Source organism: Paraburkholderia fungorum, from assembly GCF_003610895.1.
GTDB classification, from domain to species: Bacteria; Pseudomonadota; Gammaproteobacteria; order Burkholderiales; family Burkholderiaceae; genus Paraburkholderia; species Paraburkholderia fungorum_B.
In genome coordinates, this window is sequence record NZ_MCAS01000019.1 from 39940 (window position 1) to 53342 (window position 13403).

A 13403-nucleotide genomic window follows, 5' to 3' on the forward strand; every position below is an offset into this window, starting at 1 on the left:
CCTTATGAACACTCCTACTCAAGCCGGTGCGCCGTTTAGCCAGCTACCGCTGCCGCCCGCCACACTCGCCAATCTGACGCAGCTCGGCTATGTCGAGATGACGCCGATTCAGGCCGCGAGCCTGCCGATCGCGCTGGCCGGCAGCGACCTCATCGCCCAGGCGAAAACCGGCAGCGGCAAGACTGCGGCGTTTTCGCTGGCGTTGCTCAACCGCCTCGACGTGCGCAATTTCGCCGTGCAGGCGATGGTGCTGTGCCCGACGCGCGAACTCGCCGATCAGGTCACGCAGGAAATCCGCCGTCTGGCGCGCGCCGAAGAAAACATCAAGGTGCTGACGCTGTGCGGCGGTACGCCGATGCGTCCGCAAACCGCCAGCCTCGAACACGGTGCGCACATCGTGGTCGGCACGCCGGGCCGGATCATGGATCACCTCGAGCGCGGCAGCCTGCCCTTGCAGTCGCTCAACACGCTGGTGCTCGACGAAGCCGACCGCATGCTCGACATGGGGTTCTTCGACGATATCGCGACCGTGGTGAAGCAATGCCCGAAAGAGCGGCAAACGCTGCTGTTTTCCGCCACCTACCCCGAAGGCATCGTCAAGCTGAGCCAGCAATTCCTGCGTAATCCGAAGGAAGTGAAGCTTGCTGAGCGGCACGACAACACCAAGATTCGTCAGCGCTTTTACGAAGTCACCGAAGACCAGCGTCTGCATGCAGTGGGTCTGCTGCTGAACCACTATCGCCCGGTGAGCACGCTGGCGTTTTGCAACACCAAGCAGCAATGCCGCGATCTGCTCGATGTGCTGCGCGCGCAGGGTTTTCATGCACTCGCGCTGCACGGCGAACTCGACCAGCGTGAACGCGATCAGGTGCTGATCCAGTTCGCGAACCGCAGTTGCTCGGTGCTGGTTGCCACCGACGTCGCCTCGCGCGGTCTCGACATCGCGGAGCTCGAAGCGGTGATCAACGTCGACGTGACGCCGGATCCGGAGGTGCATGTGCACCGTATCGGCCGCACGGGCCGGGCCGATCAGGAAGGCTGGGCGCTCAGCCTCGCCAGCATGAACGAGATGGGGCGCGTGGGCAGTCTCGAACAGGCGCAAAAGCGTGAAGTCGAGTGGCACAAGCTGGCGGATCTCAAGCCCGCGAGTAACGAGCGCCTGCTGCCGCCCATGGAAACGCTGCAGATTCTCGGCGGGCGAAAGGAAAAGATTCGTCCGGGCGACGTACTCGGCGCGCTGACAGGTGAAGCAGGATTCGCCGGTTCGCAGATCGGCAAGATCAACGTGACTGAAATGTCGACCTATGTGGCCGTGGAGCGCAGCATCGCGCGTGAGGCATTGCGCAAGCTCAGCGGCGGCAAGGTGAAGGGCAAGAAGGTCAAAGTCCGCATGATGGACGACGCCTGATCGTCGACTAGCTGGTTTTCGACGGCTGCGACCGCCTGGTCGCAGCCGGGTTAACCGGCATTGCCGTTGCGCATTGTGTGCAACTTCGCATCACCGCCTCGCATCACAATACGTCATACCTCGGCTGTTTTACGCGCTCCCCGCGCGGCTGCATTTTCCCCGCTAAACCCCGGATTTCATTGCCTTGGCCCACCCTGGCGCGCGATTGCGCGAGCCATGACGTAAACGCATGCCGCGCATGACAAAGTTTCGATTGTGAGCGTTCTTTGGCTGATGCCTAATTCATCAAACCGGATGGGACCGCCGCGCAATGGGCAGTCCGCGAATCCGCTGCCGGATGGAGAAAGGGAGATAGCCTTATGCAGAGCGCCATGCAAGCCCGCTCAAAACTGCCTGACGTAGGCACGACGATTTTTACCGTGATCGGCCAACTGGCCGCGCAGCACGACGCGCTGAACCTGTCGCAAGGCGCGCCGAATTTCGCGCCCGACGCAAAACTGGTGGACGGTGTCGCGCAAGCCATGCGCGCCGGTCATAACCAGTACGCGCCGATGGCCGGCATCGCCACCTTGCGCGAAGCGCTCGCCGACAAGGTTGAGACGCTGTATGGCGTGCGCTACGACCCGTCGAGCGAGGTCACCGTGATCGCCAGCGCCAGCGAAGGCCTGTATTCCACGATCAGCGCGCTGGTGCATCCTGGCGACGAAGTGATTTACTTCGAACCGTCATTCGACAGCTACGGCCCGATCGTTCGTCTGCAAGGCGCGACGCCGGTCCCGATCAAGCTGTCGCTCGCCGATTTTCGCGTGAACTGGGACGAGGTCGCCGCCGCGATCACGCCGAAGACGCGCATGATCATCATCAACACGCCGCACAATCCGACCGCGACCGTGTTCAGCGAGGCGGACATCGCGCGCCTGAAGGCCGTGACGCGCAATACCGATATCGTGATTCTTGCCGACGAAGTGTATGAACACGTGGTGTTCGACGGCGCCAAACACCAGAGCATGGCGTGCGACGCCGAACTCGCGGAGCGTAGCGTGATCGTGTCGTCGTTCGGCAAGTCCTATCATGTGACGGGCTGGCGCGTCGGCTATTGCCTCGCACCCGCCGCGCTCATGCAGGAAATTCGCAAAGTCCATCAGTTCATGGTGTTTTCTGCCGATACACCGATGCAGTACGCTTTTGTCGATGCGCTGGCCAATCGCGAGAGCTATCTCGGTCTGTCCGCGTTCTATCAGAAGAAGCGCGATCTGCTCGCGCATGCGCTGCGCGAATCACGCTTCGAGCTGTTGCCGAGCGAAGGCAGCTTCTTCATGCTGGCGCGTTTTCGCGGTTTCTCCGACGAAAGCGATAGCGATTTCGTGCTGCGCCTGATTCGCGATGCGCGGGTCGCGACGATTCCGCTGTCGGCGTTCTATACCGACGGCACGGATTCCGGCCTGATTCGCCTGAGCTTCTCGAAGGACGACGCGACCTTGATCGAAGGCGCACGGCGCTTGTGTGAAATCTGATTTTCGAAGGAAAAGGGACCTGTTATGAAATTGTTCAAGCCTCTATTGGCGCTGGCCTGCGCATGCGCGTCGATTGCCGCGTCGTCGGCCGCGCTCGCTGCCGACACATCGACGCTGCGTTTTGGACTCGAGGCGCAGTATCCGCCGTTCGAATCGAAAGGGCCGAACGGTGAGCTGCAAGGTCTCGACATCGACGTCGGCAATGCCGTCTGCGCTGCCGCGCATATGACCTGCAAATGGGTCGAAACCTCGTTCGACGGCCTGATTCCCGCGCTGCAGGGCCGCAAGTTCGACGCGATCAATTCGGCCATGAACGCCACCGAGCAGCGCCGCCAGGCGATCGATTTCACCACCGTCGTGTATCGCGTGCCGACGCAGCTGATCGCGAAACGCGACAGCGGTTTGCTGCCGACGCCGGCATCGTTGAAGGGCAAGCGCGTCGGCGTGTTGCAGGCGTCGATTCAGGAAACCTTCGCGAAGATGCACTGGGAACCGGCTGGCGTGACGGTCGTGCCGTATCAGGATCAGAACCAGGTGTACACGGATCTCGTGGCGGGCCGGCTCGATGCGACGCTCGTTCTCGCGCCGGCCGGGCAGACCGGTTTTCTGTCGAAGCCTAGCGGCAAGGACTACGCGTTCGTCGGCCAGCCGGTGCGCGATGACAAGATCCTCGGCAGCGGCATTGCATACGGGATTCGCAAAGGCGATACCGCGCTGCGCGATCAACTGAACGCGGCGATCGCCAAGGTCCAGACCGACGGGACGGTGAAGACGCTCGCGGCGAAGTATCTCGGCAATATCGACGTGAGCGCGAAGTAACTTATTGACCCTGCGGATGGCCGGAGGCGGCGGGCGGCGCGTGACGGTCGACGCCGCGAAACTCGTTCTCGGCGTCGATCATGCGGCGCTTGAGCATCGGCACGTTGTTCACCACGCGCAAGGTGGTGCGCATCGCGCTCAACGCCATGCGCCCGACCACTGGCCGATGCAGCGCGCCACTTGCGTCGAACTGCTTGCGTGATTCCGCGACCGCGTGAAAGCCGTAGCGGCGCATCTCCTCCTCGTAACCCGCGACCGCGTCGTGACCCGACAGCTTGCCCTGCTGCGCATCGGCCAGACGCGAGGCGAGCAGCGCGGCATCGCGCAACGCGGTGTTCGCGCCCACGCCGCGGCCCGGCGTCATCAGATGCACGGCATCGCCCAGTACCGTGACATTGGTGGTCGGCCATGCGTCGACCGGAACCGATGTGCGCACATCGACGCTGAAGACCGTGGACGGATCCGATGCGCGAATCAGCGCGCGCAGATTGGGATGCCAGCCATCGGTGATCTGCGTGGCGAGCGCGAGTAACGCAGCCTGTCCAAGCGATTTGGGATCGGCCGGCAAGTTGTGCAAGGCGCCCCAGACACCCCACATCAGATAGTCGCGCGTGTTGTCGTAGAGCAGGCCGGGCCAACGCGAAAGCAACTCGGCGTCGTTGTTGCCGATGCCTTCCTTCATGCCGTTGCCATCCGCGCGCCAGGGAAATTCCATCACGTGCACGATGCCGCCGTAGCCCTTTGGTGCGTTGATCAGCGTAATGCCGTCGAGTACCTTGGGCGGCAGCAGCGCGCGTGACGTTTCATCCATCGGCACCTTTGCGCCGACGCTGACGATGCCGGTGTTTTCCAGCCGCGCGTCTGGCAGCAACTGGCGGCGCACCTTCGAGCGCGCGCCGTCCGCGCCGACCAGCAGATCCGCTGTGACGTGCGTGCCGTCCGCAAAATGCGCGGTGACGCTGCCATCGGCATGTTGTTCGTACGACGTGAACGTCTTGTCGAAATGCACGTGCGCTTCAAGGCCGGTGAGCAGCACTTGCCTGAGCGTCATCCGGCTGACCGACTTGCCGCCGCTCATCGATTCGTCTTCGAGCGGTACCGTGAGCAGTTCGGTCATTCGCTCGGTCAGGATGTTGAAGTGGCCGGGCGTGCGTGCGCAGGTCGCCAGAAACGTCGCATAAAGTTCCGGCGGCAGACAGGCTTCCAGCGAAGCCAGCCCGTGCGGATTGATCCCGACCCGATAGCCCTGCAAACCGTCCGCGCGCGTGCGATCGCGTTCGTAGACGTTCACGTTGATGCCCGCGCGCTTCAATCCGTGCGCAAGACAGAGGCCGCCAGTGCCTGCTCCGATCACGATCACTTCCATGGGTTCACGACTCATGACTTCGTCCCCTTCTTTGCGGCAGGTTGGGTCGGCCGGTACCTGGTTTCGCCGGCCGGCAATATGAAACGTTGAGCGATCTCTTCGAGCCATTCGGGGCTCCAGGTCAGCGTGCCGGCCTTCAGATCGGCCACCACACTGCGAACCCAGTCCAGCTCGACCACCAGTTGCGCGCGCATCAGTTCGCCTTCGAGCAGGAAAAGCCGCGGTACCTGTATCTCGGCGGCCTGGGCCGTGGCCTCGTCGAATCGGATCAATTCCCGTTCGAGTGCGCCGATGCGGGTAACGAGTTGGCGGCACACGTCGTCAGGCGAGAGCAGCGGCAGGAAGGAGAGCGCGGCCGGGAAGGCCGGGAAATCGCGGGCGGGCTGCGCGAGCTGTTCGCGCAGCCATAGACGCCCAGTGTCGCGGCCGGCTTCGGTAATTTCGTAGACCGTGCGTTCCGGAAACGCGCCGTCGCGTTCCGTTTCGCGGACGGCGATCAGATCGCCGCGCAGCAGGCGGTCGATCGTCTGGTACAGGCTGTTGCGCTGACCGACGTTGATGACCTCGTCTTTGCCGCGGGCCTTGATGAGCTGCTGCATCCGGTACGGATGCATGGGCGCTTCGGTCAGCATGGCGAGAACAGCGAGGGCAAGCGGAGAGTGACGGACCATGGGTGGAGTGGGCATAAACTAGTCTTTGTGTATCTAGTCATAATATAACTAGATAGTTGGCGCTGGCAAGCGTGGAATGCCAAAGTTTTCTGTGGCCGCGATGTTGCGGGCGCTGGTCCGCGACGGATTGCGCCGTTACGATGTGGTTCGCGCCGTTGTGCATAGGCGCGGGCGAGAAAGCTGCGATGAGACAAAGCTGCGATGAGGCAGAGCTGCGATGAGCGGGACGAACGACTGGCGTGACGCAAACAACGTAGGTGACACAGCCGACTCAGTGGCGACGGCTGTTGCGCAGGCTGCCGCACCGAAGTTCTGGCGCGATGACGCGTTGCCGTTCATAGAGGCGCGCTCCATCGAGGATGGCCGCGAGCTTTGCTACGCCAAACACTCGCATGAGACGTTTTCGATCGGCGCCGTCACCGGCGGGCGGAGCGTGTACGTGAATCGCCACGCAAGGGAATGGATCGGCGCGGGTGCGGTGGTGATGATGAATCCGGACGACGTACACGCGTGCAATCCGGTTGCCGACGAGCGCTGGTCGTATCGGATGCTGCATGTCGAGGTCGATTGGCTCACGGAGCTGCAACACGATCTGGGTTTCAGCGACAACTACGCGTTTAGCGCTTTCTCGCAGACCATGACAGCGGACCCGGCGCTGTTCGACGGTTTGAACCGTCTATATGCAATCCTCGTCGACGATGGAAGCGAGGCCATGCGCAAGGAGAGCGCGACGGTCACGTTCTTCTCGGAAGTGCAACAGAAGCTGAATCCGGCACCGTTGCCGGATGAGGGCGCGAATGCTCAACTCGCGCGCGCCGCGGAATTCATCGCCGAAAACTGCACGCGTCCGCTGAAGCTGGAGGATGTCTGCAAGGCGGCCGAGCTTTCCGCCTCGCACCTGATCCGCGCGTTCAAACAGCGTTATGGCATGACGCCGCATGCGTATCTGATCAACCGGCGCATCCAGTACAGCCGCGCGCAGCTTCGGCGCGGCTACCCGATCGCGGACGTGGCGCTCGATGCGGGCTTTGCCGATCAGGCGCATTTGCAGCGGACTTTCAAGCGGCTGGTCGCGGCAACGCCGGGGCAGTATCGCAGTTGAATCGGGCGCGGGCGTTGCGCGCTCAGCGTCACGCTATCAGCAGATACAACGCGCTTGCCGCGAGCAAAGCCGCCATCGCACGATTGAATAACCTCACGCGCCTCGGCTCCTGCAGGTATCGACGCAGGAAGGTGCCGGCATACGCCCAACTGGCAATCGACAGATAGCAAACCACGAAATACACGATGGTGAATTGCCAGACGAGCCGGCCGTCGCCGTCCGCCGCGTAGGCGCCCATGCCGGCCAGTGAGGCGAGCCAGGCCTTCGGATTGAGCCACTGCATCGCCGCGCCGTAGGCGAAGGATGGTCCGCGATCGGGCTTGTCGGCGCCGAGCTTGCCGTCATCGACGGCGAGTTTGAAGGCCATGTAAAACAGAAAGCCGACGCCGGCCCATTTGACGATGTCGATCAGATTGGGGAAATGCGCGAGCAACTCATGCAGGCCCAGACCGATAAGCAAGAGCAGCAAGGTGAACCCGACGGTCGCGCCGGTCACATGCCGCATGCTTGCGGTGAAGCCATGCTGTGCGCCGGCACTGAGCGCGACGACATTGACCGGACCGGGAGAAATCGACGAGGCCAACGCGAAGGCGGCCATGGAGAGTAAGACGGTCATCTGATGCCTCGATACGTGAGTGCGCAGGATTTGCGACGCTCAACGGTATCGGGCGGTGGGGCGGGGTGTATTGAAGGAAATTGCTTTCAGTGAAGGTCCGCCGCAGCGCCGCAGCATTTCTTGAATTTCTTGCCGCTGCCGCAAGGACAGGGGTCGTTGCGGCCGACCTTGGGTTCGGTGCGCTGGGCCGCGGCGGCGAGCTTCTGCTCATGGACAGCCTGGCGATAGGGAAGCCAGAAACGATAAATCGCTGCGATGCTGGCCGGGATCTGTTTGGTGAGGGCTTCGTCCTGTTCCGGCGTGCCGATCAATTCTTCCTCTTCCCGAGTGAGATCCCGGGCGCCCATCAGACGTATCGGCGTTAGCCATTGCCGGCCCTGCTCGCTATCGAACAAGGCTTGCCAATCCGCCCGAACGAGCATGAGACCTTGCATGAAGCCCACTGCCCACGCTTCGCCGTCGATGAATTCGGTGCCGCTCTCGTCAAGGCTGACGAAGCCGAATACCGGCTCGAACGCATCGGGATCATCTTCCAGGCAGGTAATGATGCCGTTCATGTTCCGCAAGATCAGTCCGAGAATGTGCTGCGCCTGATCCATCGTTTCGAATGCAGGTGTGTCATTCTCGCTTGGGCCCCAGACGCCCGGCAGCCAGAAACTGGGCGGAACGGTAGTCGGCCCGATGGCCATCGCGGTCAGATAACCGTCGAGCCCCTCGATCGTCAGTGTCTCTTCCGAGGTCAGGTCGGAAATCAGAAACTCGTCGAGTTCGTCGAACTCTTCTTCTGAGAGCGGGATGGCCAGATCGGCGGGGGCGAGTTTTGATTTGGACATAGTGAGGCTCGGGCGCTTCGGATCGTGGGTCCCGATGGCATGTCGGGGGAATGCGGAGGCAGTATTCTCACACCGTACCGGCGCCGCAAAGCAAAAAGCCCAGTCGCAAGGACCGGGCTTTCTACTGAATTTCTTTGGTGGGGCGTGACAGATTCGAACTGTCGACCTACGGATTAAGAGTCCGCTGCTCTACCAGCTGAGCTAACGCCCCAAACAGAAGCGAAATTATGCAGTAACTTTCCGAGATTGCCAAGCCCCTTTAGCAGATTTCTTAAAAAATCTGCGGCGGGCGGTCCTGTATCCGCGGTTGGCTGCCGTCAGGCACCAGAAAGGCGCATGGCCCACCGTCCCGGTATCATGTCGCGGACACCTGCCGCTCGAAGCCTCGCGCGGCTTCCGACCGGGGACCGCCATGGATGACAAAGAGATTAACGAGTTGCTCGACCGCATCCTCGCACCGTGGGTCCGTGCGCTCACGCTGACCCCGGTCAAGGTCGACGAAGAAAGCGCGACTTTGCGCCTGCCGTTTTCCGGCGGCCTGCGCCATTCGGGTGGCGTGATCTGCGGCCAGGTCTTTATGGCAGCGGCCGACACGGCGATGATCGTCGCCATCTCGGCCGCGCTCGGCGGCTTCAAGCCGATGAGCACGGTGTCGCTCAACATCAGTTTCATGCGCGCGGTTCGCAATGGCGATGTGCTGATTACCGCGCGCGTGCTGCGCATGGGCCGCAATCTGGTATTCGGCGAAGTCGAGTTATTCGACGAAGCCGGCAACATGGCCGTCCACGCCACCACCACCTACGCGCTGCTCGACTGAGACCCAAAAGCGGGCCCGCGAGCCGTATTAGAGGAAAAAGCCAAGATGTTCGATCAGGTCGTATTCGCGGGCGGCGGCAATCGCTGCTGGTGGCAAGCGGGTTTCTGGGACGTGGTGCAGCCGGAACTGGCCATCCGTCCGCGCGTCATCGCCGGCATTTCGGCCGGCGCCGCCACCGCGTGCATGCTCTACACGCGCGATTCCGACTGGGTCATGCGCTATTACGAAGACGCGTTGCGCCACAACACCCGCAACGCGTACTGGGGCAACCTGCTGCGCGGCGAATCGGTTTTCCCGCATTACCGGATCTACCGGCAGGCGCTGCTCGACATTTACAGCGACAAATTCGCGACGCTCGCCGACGCACCCGAAATCCGCATCGGCGTGTCGCATCTGCCGCGCTGGCTTGGCGCGCGAAGCGCGGTTGCCGCGGGCCTGATTGCGTACAACATCGAGAAATACGTGCGCAAAACCTTGCATCCGACGCTGGGCCAGACGCTCGGTTTTCATCCGGAATTCGTGCGCGCGCAGGATTGCGCGACGGTCGAGGATCTCGCCGATCTGATTCTGCAATCCTCGAGTACGCCGCCGTTCACGCCGGTTTTAAGGCGCAATGGCCGGCCGGTGCTGGATGGCGGGATGGTCGACAACGTGCCGGTCGGAGCGCTCGACGCCGAGGCGCCCGGCAACGTGCTGGTCATGGTCACGCGTCTTTATCCGCGGCCGCAGATGTTCGTGGTGCCACACGGCGTGCAGCAACGGCTCTACGTGCAGCCGTCGCGCAAGGTGCCGATTTCGAGTTGGGATTACACGAGTCCGTCGCAGATGGTGCACGCGTACAACCTCGGCCGTGCTGACGGCGAGGTCTTTCTGCAGCGTATGCCCGATCTGCTGGAAGCCGGCGCGCACGAAGCGCGCTGAGATGAGCGCGCGGCGGGTGGCGCCGACGATTAACGCCGACGCCCGCCCTGCAACGCTTCCGGATTCGCCACGCTGGCCGTGTCGCCGGCGTCGAAAGCCAGAATGTTCTGGAACGCCGCGGTGAAATACAACTCGTAACTCTCGCGTTCCACATAGCCAATGTGCGGCGTGCAGATCACATTCTCCATGCGCAGCAAGCTGTAGCCCTGCAGAATCGGCTCGCTTTCGTAGACATCGATCGCGACCATCCCCGGACGATTGTGCGAGAGCGCGTTCACCAGCGCGTTTTCGTCGAGCAGTTCAGCCCGGCTCGTGTTCACGAGCAATGCGGTCGGCTTCATCCGCATCAGGTCTTCCTGCTTGACGATGCCGCGTGTGTCGTCATGCAGACGCAGGTGCAGGGACAGCACGTCACTCTGCTCGAACAGGGCCTCGCGGCTTTCCGCCACGCCGTATCCGTCGGCACGCGCCGCTTCGCGCGAATGCTCGCGGCCCCAGATCAGCACGTTCATGCCGAACGCCTTGCCGTATCCGGCAAGCAGGCGGCCGATCTTGCCGTAACCCCAAATGCCCAGCGTCTGGCCGCGCAATACCTGGCCCAAACCGAAGTTCGGCGGCAGCGCCGACGTCTTCAAACCGGACTGCTGCCAGGCCCCTTGCTTAAGGTTTGCTACGTATTGCGGAATCCGCCGCTGAGCCGCCATGATGAGTGCCCACGTCAGCTCGGCCGGCGCGATCGGCGAGCCGCTGCCTTCCAGCACGGCGATGCCGCGCTCGGTACAGGCCGCCAGATCGATATGGCTTGCGACTTTGCCAGTCTGACTGATCATGCGCAAACGCGGCAACTTGTCGAGTAGTTGCGAGCTGATGCGGGTGCGTTCGCGAATCAGAACGAGGGCGTCGACTTCGGAAAGACGGCTCGCCAGCTGGCCGAGACCGCGAACCGTGTTGTTGAAAACCTTGACCTCATGGTCGGCCAGCAGTTGAAAGCAGTCGAGCTTGCGGACGGCGTCCTGGTAATCGTCGAGGATGGCAATCTTCATGGTATGTGTCTTGCGGCGCACCATAGCGGTGCGGAACGGAGTGTTATGCTGACTGTCCCACCATGTGACCCAGGTCACATGCCGGTCTGGCTGAATGCCTTACTGTAGAAGTTGCCGCGAAGAACGGAAGCGCTACGGCAAGGCCGATTGACATCGTTTTTAACAGTTTGTTGCGTGTTGAGGCAAGCCGCTTTACAGACGGTTGCAGACCGCCGTCGGCAAAATCGTCTATCGGCGCCTCCGTGCAACACGCTGTGTGGCCCACGATGACCTGCACAATAACGCGTCGGCTGGCAGGAATGCCGGCGCGATGAATTGAACGCCTCTCGCATGCAGCGTCGCTGGGCTTGTACCGTTTTTCTATTGCTTTCAAAACGGAGACAAGTCGATGAATCATCCCTCATTCGAAGGACAGCCCAACGTCGAGGTGTCCGCAGCGGCGCCCACGTGGGTCAAACATCGGAAACTGATCGACTGGGTCCAGCGCATTGCCGCCCTGACCAAGCCCGATCGGATCGTCTGGTGCGACGGTTCGCAGGAGGAATACGACCGCCTGTGTGCCCAGATGGTCGAAGCCGGTACCCTCAAAAAGCTCAATCCCGCCAAACGTCCCAATTCCTATCTGGCCTGGTCCGATCCGTCAGATGTAGCGCGTGTCGAAGACCGCACCTACATCTGCTCGCAGCGTCGTGAAGATGCCGGGCCAACCAACAACTGGATCGAACCGGCCGAGATGCGTACAACGCTCGGCGGTCTCTTCGACGGCGCCATGCGCGGCCGTACGATGTACGTGGTGCCGTTCTCGATGGGGCCGCTCGGTTCGCCGATTGCGCACATTGGCGTCGAGTTGAGCGACAGCCCGTACGTGGCGACCAATATGCGCATCATGACGCGCATGGGCCGCAAGGTGTACGACGTGCTGGGCGAAGACGGCGAGTTCGTGCCGTGTGTGCATTCGGTCGGCGCACCGCTCGCGGCGGGCGAGAAAGACGTGCCGTGGCCGTGCAACGACACCAAATACATCGTCCATTTCCCCGAAGCGCGCGAAATCTGGAGCTACGGCTCGGGCTACGGCGGCAATGCGCTGCTCGGCAAGAAGTGCTTCGCGCTGCGCATCGCGTCCACCATGGGCCGTGCCGAAGGCTGGCTCGCCGAACACATGCTGATTCTCGGCGTGACGTCGCCGGAAGGACGCAAACATCACGTCGCGGCGGCATTTCCGTCGGCTTGCGGCAAGACTAACTTCGCCATGCTGATTCCGCCGCAAGGCCTGAACGGCTGGAAAATCTCCACGATCGGCGACGATATCGCCTGGATCAAACCGGGTAAGGACGGCCGTCTGTACGCGATCAACCCGGAGGCGGGCTATTTCGGCGTGGCACCGGGCACGAGCGAAAAGACCAACTTCAACGCGATGGCCACGCTGAAGGAGAACGTCATTTTCACGAACGTCGCGCTGACTGACGACGGCGACGTCTGGTGGGAAGGCATGACCGACGAGCTGCCCGCGCATCTGATCGACTGGCAAGGCAAGGACTGGACGCCGGCAAGCGCGAAGGAACGCGGGCAGAAGGCCGCGCACCCCAACGCGCGCTTCACGGCGCCAGCCTCGCAATGTCCGTCGATCGACGCCGACTGGGAGAACCCGGCTGGTGTCGCCATCGACGCGTTCATCTTCGGCGGCCGCCGCTCGACCACGGTGCCGCTCGTCACCGAAGCACGCAACTGGGTCGAAGGCGTCTACATGGCGGCGACCATGGGCTCGGAAACAACCGCGGCAGCGGCGGGGCAGCAAGGCGTGGTGCGCCGGGATCCGTTCGCGATGCTGCCGTTCTGCGGGTACAACATGAGCGACTATTTCGGACACTGGCTCAAAACCGGCGAGCGTCTGGAGCAACTGAGCGCGAAGCTGCCCAAGATCTTCTGCGTCAACTGGTTCCGTAAGGGGCCGGACGGCAAGTTTGTCTGGCCGGGCTTCGGCGAGAACATGCGTGTGTTGAGCTGGATGGTCGGGCGCATTGAAGGCAAGGCGCAAGGCGAAGAACACGCATTCGGCGTGTCGCCGCACTACGAAGACATCGACTGGAGCGGTCTCGATTTCAGCCGCGAGCAATTTGACCAGGTGATCTCGGTCGACGATGCGGCCTGGCGTGACGAGCTCCAACTGCATGCAGCCCTCTTTGACACATTGCAGCAAGGCCTGCCGCCAGCCTTGACCGAGGCAAAACGCGCTCTTGAGGGAAAACTCGCAGCTTGAACATGTGAGTATTCACTTCGAATGAAAGCCGCCTTC

At 62.2% G+C, this 13403-nt stretch carries 12 protein-coding genes and 1 tRNA gene; 7 read left to right on the forward strand and 6 right to left on the reverse strand.

The window, feature by feature from the left end:
* The first annotated feature begins 4 nt into the window (after positions 1 to 4).
* The 3 genes from dbpA to BCY88_RS19105 all read left to right on the forward strand — a co-directional run bounded on the left by dbpA (position 5) and on the right by BCY88_RS19105 (position 3741).
* The gene (gene dbpA / locus BCY88_RS19095) at positions 5 to 1408 is read left to right on the forward strand and encodes an ATP-dependent RNA helicase DbpA (RefSeq protein WP_120345773.1); all 1404 of its coding nucleotides are present in this window, start codon (positions 5 to 7) and stop codon (positions 1406 to 1408) included.
* 359 nt (positions 1409 to 1767) lie between these two features.
* Positions 1768 to 2922 (forward strand): pyridoxal phosphate-dependent aminotransferase, encoded by a 1155-nt coding sequence (locus tag BCY88_RS19100; RefSeq protein ID WP_120345774.1) that lies wholly within the window; start codon positions 1768 to 1770, stop codon positions 2920 to 2922.
* 24 nt (positions 2923 to 2946) lie between these two features.
* The gene (locus BCY88_RS19105) at positions 2947 to 3741 is read left to right on the forward strand and encodes an ABC transporter substrate-binding protein (RefSeq protein WP_120345775.1); all 795 of its coding nucleotides are present in this window, start codon (positions 2947 to 2949) and stop codon (positions 3739 to 3741) included.
* A 1-nt stretch (position 3742) separates the two neighbouring features.
* Here the strand turns inward: BCY88_RS19105 and BCY88_RS19110 are convergent, their stop codons facing one another.
* Both BCY88_RS19110 and BCY88_RS19115 read right to left on the reverse strand, forming a co-directional pair.
* Positions 3743 to 5122, reverse strand: coding sequence for an FAD-dependent oxidoreductase (locus BCY88_RS19110; RefSeq protein ID WP_120345776.1), 1380 nt, complete (start codon positions 5120 to 5122; stop codon positions 3743 to 3745).
* Positions 5119 to 5778, reverse strand: a complete 660-nt coding sequence (locus tag BCY88_RS19115; RefSeq protein ID WP_120345777.1) for a PadR family transcriptional regulator — start codon at positions 5776 to 5778, stop codon at positions 5119 to 5121. Before BCY88_RS19115 ends, BCY88_RS19110 begins: the two co-directional genes overlap by 4 nt.
* Before the next feature lie 217 nt (positions 5779 to 5995).
* Here BCY88_RS19115 and BCY88_RS19120 point away from each other — a divergent pair, with 217 nt between their 5' ends.
* The gene (locus BCY88_RS19120; RefSeq protein WP_120345778.1) at positions 5996 to 6880 is read left to right on the forward strand and encodes a helix-turn-helix transcriptional regulator; all 885 of its coding nucleotides are present in this window, start codon (positions 5996 to 5998) and stop codon (positions 6878 to 6880) included.
* A 28-nt stretch (positions 6881 to 6908) separates the two neighbouring features.
* Here the strand turns inward: BCY88_RS19120 and BCY88_RS19125 are convergent, their stop codons facing one another.
* From BCY88_RS19125 to BCY88_RS19135, 3 genes are all read right to left on the reverse strand, one after another.
* The gene (locus tag BCY88_RS19125; RefSeq protein ID WP_120345779.1) at positions 6909 to 7496 is read right to left on the reverse strand and encodes a LysE family translocator; all 588 of its coding nucleotides are present in this window, start codon (positions 7494 to 7496) and stop codon (positions 6909 to 6911) included.
* 86 nt (positions 7497 to 7582) lie between these two features.
* Positions 7583 to 8329, reverse strand: a complete 747-nt coding sequence (locus BCY88_RS19130) for a UPF0149 family protein (RefSeq protein ID WP_120345780.1) — start codon at positions 8327 to 8329, stop codon at positions 7583 to 7585.
* 135 nt (positions 8330 to 8464) lie between these two features.
* Positions 8465 to 8540 (reverse strand) — tRNA-Lys (locus tag BCY88_RS19135).
* A 201-nt stretch (positions 8541 to 8741) separates the two neighbouring features.
* Here BCY88_RS19135 and BCY88_RS19140 point away from each other — a divergent pair.
* Both BCY88_RS19140 and BCY88_RS19145 read left to right on the forward strand, forming a co-directional pair.
* Positions 8742 to 9146, forward strand: a complete 405-nt coding sequence (locus BCY88_RS19140) for a PaaI family thioesterase (RefSeq protein WP_028197697.1) — start codon at positions 8742 to 8744, stop codon at positions 9144 to 9146.
* 45 nt (positions 9147 to 9191) lie between these two features.
* Positions 9192 to 10067 carry a patatin-like phospholipase family protein gene (locus tag BCY88_RS19145; protein WP_120345781.1) on the forward strand — a complete coding sequence of 292 codons (876 nt, stop codon included), beginning with the start codon at positions 9192 to 9194 and terminating at the stop codon, positions 10065 to 10067.
* A 29-nt stretch (positions 10068 to 10096) separates the two neighbouring features.
* Here the strand turns inward: BCY88_RS19145 and BCY88_RS19150 are convergent, their stop codons facing one another.
* Entirely contained in the window at positions 10097 to 11110 is a 1014-nt protein-coding gene (locus BCY88_RS19150) for a D-2-hydroxyacid dehydrogenase family protein (RefSeq protein ID WP_120345830.1), read from the reverse strand.
* 388 nt (positions 11111 to 11498) lie between these two features.
* Between BCY88_RS19150 and BCY88_RS19155 the strand changes: the two genes are divergently transcribed.
* Complete coding sequence (locus tag BCY88_RS19155; protein ID WP_120345782.1) at positions 11499 to 13367, forward strand: phosphoenolpyruvate carboxykinase (GTP); 1869 nt, start codon at positions 11499 to 11501, stop codon at positions 13365 to 13367.
* Positions 13368 to 13403: the final 36 nt, after the last annotated feature.

What these genes read in the sequence shown, in the direction of transcription:
- BCY88_RS19120 (WP_120345778.1), top strand. Translation starts at nt 5,996, where the DNA reads ATGAGCGGGACGAACGACTGGCGTGACGCAAACAACGTAGGTGACACA.
- BCY88_RS19105 (WP_120345775.1), top strand. Translation starts at nt 2,947, where the DNA reads ATGAAATTGTTCAAGCCTCTATTGGCGCTGGCCTGCGCATGCGCGTCG.
- BCY88_RS19150 (WP_120345830.1), bottom strand. Translation starts at nt 11,110, where the DNA reads ATGAAGATTGCCATCCTCGACGATTACCAGGACGCCGTCCGCAAGCTC.
- BCY88_RS19145 (WP_120345781.1), top strand. Translation starts at nt 9,192, where the DNA reads ATGTTCGATCAGGTCGTATTCGCGGGCGGCGGCAATCGCTGCTGGTGG.
- BCY88_RS19100 (WP_120345774.1), top strand. Translation starts at nt 1,768, where the DNA reads ATGCAGAGCGCCATGCAAGCCCGCTCAAAACTGCCTGACGTAGGCACG.
- BCY88_RS19155 (WP_120345782.1), top strand. Translation starts at nt 11,499, where the DNA reads ATGAATCATCCCTCATTCGAAGGACAGCCCAACGTCGAGGTGTCCGCA.
- dbpA (WP_120345773.1), top strand. Translation starts at nt 5, where the DNA reads ATGAACACTCCTACTCAAGCCGGTGCGCCGTTTAGCCAGCTACCGCTG.
- BCY88_RS19130 (WP_120345780.1), bottom strand. Translation starts at nt 8,329, where the DNA reads ATGTCCAAATCAAAACTCGCCCCCGCCGATCTGGCCATCCCGCTCTCA.
- BCY88_RS19110 (WP_120345776.1), bottom strand. Translation starts at nt 5,122, where the DNA reads ATGAGTCGTGAACCCATGGAAGTGATCGTGATCGGAGCAGGCACTGGC.
- BCY88_RS19125 (WP_120345779.1), bottom strand. Translation starts at nt 7,496, where the DNA reads ATGACCGTCTTACTCTCCATGGCCGCCTTCGCGTTGGCCTCGTCGATT.
- BCY88_RS19140 (WP_028197697.1), top strand. Translation starts at nt 8,742, where the DNA reads ATGGATGACAAAGAGATTAACGAGTTGCTCGACCGCATCCTCGCACCG.
- BCY88_RS19115 (WP_120345777.1), bottom strand. Translation starts at nt 5,778, where the DNA reads ATGGTCCGTCACTCTCCGCTTGCCCTCGCTGTTCTCGCCATGCTGACC.